This is a genomic window from Pseudomonas sp. Sample_9, assembly GCF_004307535.1.
GTDB classification, from domain to species: Bacteria; Pseudomonadota; Gammaproteobacteria; order Pseudomonadales; family Pseudomonadaceae; genus Aquipseudomonas; species Aquipseudomonas mercuritolerans.
Genome location: NZ_RAZO01000507.1, coordinates 1 through 2180, shown reverse-complemented (window position 1 = coordinate 2180; position 2180 = coordinate 1). Strand labels below are relative to the sequence as shown.

Here is a 2180-nt window from a genome sequence, read left to right as displayed (position 1 = left end):
TGAAGGGCGAACTGCCGATCAGGCTCAGCGCACCCATGCAGACCACGGCAGCAGCTGCGGCAATCAGTTTGTTGCGCGTGTTGCACAGCGAGACCAGCACGTAAAGCATCATCGCCGTCAGCGCATAATCGAGCTGATATTTGATCAAGTGCGCCGCGTACTGCGCGCAGACCGCGCCAAGCAAACCGCCGAGCACCCACGAGGTGTGGCAAAACAGGTTGAAGCCGATCAGGTAGCGCACGTTGACCGGCGCGCCCGTGCCGAGCTTGACGCTATGAAAGGCGAAGGACTCATCGGTCAGGCCACCGGCGTAAGCCCAACGCTCCATGCGGCTCAAGCCCAGGGCGCGCAGGGCCTTGGCCATGTACACCGACATCAGCATGTGCCGCGCATTGATCAGGAAAGTAGTCAGCACAATGGTGGTCAGCGACGCGCCGCTGGAGATCAGCGCCAGCGCGGCGAACTGCGAGGCGCCGGCATAGACGAACAAGCACATCGCCACCGGCAGCCACATCGGCAGGCCGGCGTTGACCGCCATCAGCCCGAAGACAAACGACACGGTGAAGTACCCGGCGACCACCGGGCTGGCTTCGGCAAACGTGCGCGACGGCTGATGAGTCGCCATCAGCGGCGCGCTGCCGGACCTTTCATTCATAGATCCCTCTCAAATGTTCGTTCGCCGTGAGGCTCGCAAAAACCCTGGGCGGTCCAGAATCGCTTGCCCGCGAGGTTAGCATCGTCGACAAACAGAAACATCCGCAACACCCCGACCCGTTTCATGTCGGACGACGCTGCTTCGACCAAACGCTGGCCAACGCCCTGACTGCGGTAACGCGGGCTTACGGCCAGATGGTTGATCGTGCCGCGACTGCCGAGCATGCCGCCGAGCACCGCGCCGACGATCTCGCCATCCACATCGAAAGCCAGATACGCCGTGGTGGTTTTCTGGATCAACACGCCGCGCAGGCACTTGGCGTCCTGCCATTCGCAGAACGACACTTCGTCGAACTGGCGGAAGAAGCGCTCCATGCGTTGCGCATCCTTGGCGGTGGCGCGGCGCAGTACCACCGGCGTCGAGCATTCGACGCCGTCGATTGGGGTGATCTGATTAGCGAACAATGTCGAAAGCGGTCCCGGGCCGCGAGAAGGAAATCGCCAGAATCTGCCGGTACGCCATGGCATGGGTGTGGGTATTGCGCGCCGGGGTCACGTAGTGGCGCATGTCGCGATCGAGGAAGTAGGTGGTGTCGAGAATTTCCTCGTAGGTGGTCGCCGCCAGTTGTTGCTTGTGGGTGTCGTACAAACGGCTCTCCGCACCCTCGACGTTATTGCGCCCCCAGAAGTGCACGCCGCTGAACGGATAGCCATCGCAGTGAATACCTTCAGGGGTGATTTCCAACTGTTTACCGGGTTTGATTTCGATGCGGATCTGATGGATCTGGCACTGCCAGATTTCATCGTGCAACTCTTCCGGCAGCACACTTTTGTACACTTCGAAATCAGTGTCGATCAGGCTGCGCATCACCGGTGAAGAGATCACTTCCTCGGAAAAGTCTTGAAAGTGCCGCACCACGCCACCGACGTAAGCGTTGTTCTCTTTCGATTGCACATAGGGGCGATGCTCCAGTTGCTTGAGCTCGCGGGTTTTCGGGTTGTATTCAAAGTCGCTGTAACGACGGTAACGCATGCCGGCTTCGGCCTGACCGTAGTAGCTGTCAGGCTCCATGTTTTCCCAACTTTTGGTCAGTCTGACGAAGTCGGCAAAATGACCGTAGAGATTGAAGTCACCACCCTGGACGTTGACAAACTTGTCGCGCCGTAGCGATTCGCCCACTTCTCTGTTCAAAACGATCATTACCAAATTCTCCGCTGCGTTGAACGCCCTAATCTATGGGGTGGAGAATTTGCGTCCATGAGAAAGAATTTCAGGCATTTGAAGCTCTGCTTGAAACGGAATCTGCAGCCCTTGAAAAACGACTTTTACATGACAAGAACACCGGTTATTTCCGGTTTTCACTGAAAAACCGTCGAAAAAAAACCCCGACCGAATCGGGGTTTTCTCATTTCTCTTACAGCGGATCGATCATCAGAAGATGTTGATCGGGTAGTCCACGAATACGCGCAACTCGTTACCGCTGACGTTGTACTCGCTGGATTTCTGCGACACGCGCAGGATCGAA

3 protein-coding genes are annotated in these 2180 nt (G+C 57.5%); all 3 read right to left on the bottom strand.

Annotated features, from left to right (window positions below; translation table 11 throughout):
• Positions 1 to 655 (bottom strand): AzlC family ABC transporter permease (locus tag D6877_RS28695; protein WP_130912517.1); only part of this gene is annotated, 655 nt, incomplete at its 3' end.
• On the bottom strand, positions 652 to 1029 hold the full coding sequence (locus D6877_RS28690) for a GNAT family N-acetyltransferase (protein ID WP_042608609.1): 378 nt from the start codon (positions 1027 to 1029) through the stop codon (positions 652 to 654). The genes D6877_RS28695 and D6877_RS28690, both read right to left, overlap by 4 nt.
• Before the next feature lie 79 nt (positions 1030 to 1108).
• Positions 1109 to 1855 carry a 2OG-Fe dioxygenase family protein gene (locus D6877_RS28685; RefSeq protein WP_130912516.1) on the bottom strand — a complete coding sequence of 249 codons (747 nt, stop codon included), beginning with the start codon at positions 1853 to 1855 and terminating at the stop codon, positions 1109 to 1111.
• Between the last annotated feature and the right edge of the window lie 325 nt (positions 1856 to 2180).

Coding starts and splice junctions, on each gene's coding strand:
- D6877_RS28690 (WP_042608609.1), bottom strand. CDS start 1,029: ATGGAGCGCTTCTTCCGCCAGTTCGACGAAGTGTCGTTCTGCGAATGG.
- D6877_RS28685 (WP_130912516.1), bottom strand. CDS start 1,855: ATGATCGTTTTGAACAGAGAAGTGGGCGAATCGCTACGGCGCGACAAG.